The following is a 1,120-nucleotide window of genomic DNA, read 5'->3' as shown; positions in this document are numbered from 1 at the left end:
GATGGTGCCGACACGGCGGCCGCGCGCACCGCCTCGGTGGCGCTGGCGCGGCTGCTGGCGCACGGCGCGCCGGCCGCCGCAAGCACGCCGGTCCCCTCCTGATGTTTCCCTCCACCCGCCTTGCAAGGAGCAGCCCATGTCCTACAAAACCATCCTGGTCCATGTCGACCCGTCACCGCACGCCGCCGGCCGCATCGCGCTGGCCCTCAGCGTGGCGGCCAGCCACCAGGCCCACCTGATCGGCACCGCGCTGACCGGGCTGACCACCGAGTATTACCGCAACATGAACATGACGTTCGGCGGCCCGCTGACGCAGGAACAGCTGAATGACCTGCAGCGCGACGCCACGCAGGCGCTGGACCGCTTCGAGGAGCAGGCGCGGCGCGCCGGCGTCAGCTACGAGCGGCGCTACAGCGACGATGACACCGAAACCGGGCTGGTGCAGCAGGCCCGCTATGCCGACCTGGTGGTGCTGAGCCAGACCGACCCGGCCCTGAGCGGCCTGGCGCTGGTCAGCCAGCTGCCGGAATACCTGGCGCTGCATGGCGGACGGCCGGTGCTGCTGGTGCCGTACGCCGGCGTGTTCGACCAGCTCGACCGGCACGCGCTGGTGGCGTGGGACGGCAGCCGCGCCGCCACCCGCGCGCTGACCGATGCCCTGCCGCTGCTGCGCGCCAGCGCCCGGGTCACGCTGGCGGTGTACCAGCGGCGCCGCCACAACGGCGCGCACGGGGTGCAGCCCGGCGCCGACATCGCGCTGTACCTGGCGCGGCACGGGGTCAAGGTCGAGGTGCAGCAGAACACCGCCGGCCCCAACGAAGACGTCGGCAACGCGCTGCTGTCGCTGGCGGCCGATAGCGGCGCCGACCTGCTGGTGATGGGCGCCTACGGCCACCAGCGCTGGCGCGAGCTGGTGCTGGGCGGCGTCACGCGGCGCGTGCTGCAGTCGATGACGCTGCCGGTGCTGATGGCGCACTGAATGATGGGCTATCCCACCATCCTGGTCCACGCCGACCAGGCGCCGCACGCCGGCGCGCGCCTGCTGCTGGCGGTGCGGCTGGCGCGCGCCTGCGGCGCCCACCTGACCGGCGTCGCGTGCAGCGGCGTATCGCGCTTTGCC

1 protein-coding gene is annotated in these 1,120 nt (G+C 73.2%); it reads left to right on the top strand.

Features of this window, described 5'->3' with window-relative positions:
• The first annotated feature begins 136 nt into the window (after positions 1-136).
• Complete coding sequence (locus GTP55_RS29155; RefSeq protein WP_161048256.1) at positions 137-979, top strand: universal stress protein; 843 nt, start codon at positions 137-139, stop codon at positions 977-979.
• Positions 980-1,120: the final 141 nt, after the last annotated feature.

The organism is Duganella margarita, from assembly GCF_009857535.1.
Taxonomy (GTDB): domain Bacteria; phylum Pseudomonadota; class Gammaproteobacteria; order Burkholderiales; family Burkholderiaceae_D; genus Rugamonas; species Rugamonas margarita.
The sequence above is the reverse complement of the archived record's forward strand: the minus strand, read 5'-3'. Positions and strand labels throughout refer to the sequence as shown.

Bases quoted from the DNA above. Each gene is read 5' to 3' on its own strand.
- GTP55_RS29155 (WP_161048256.1), top strand. From the start codon at position 137: ATGTCCTACAAAACCATCCTGGTCCATGTCGACCCGTCACCGCACGCC.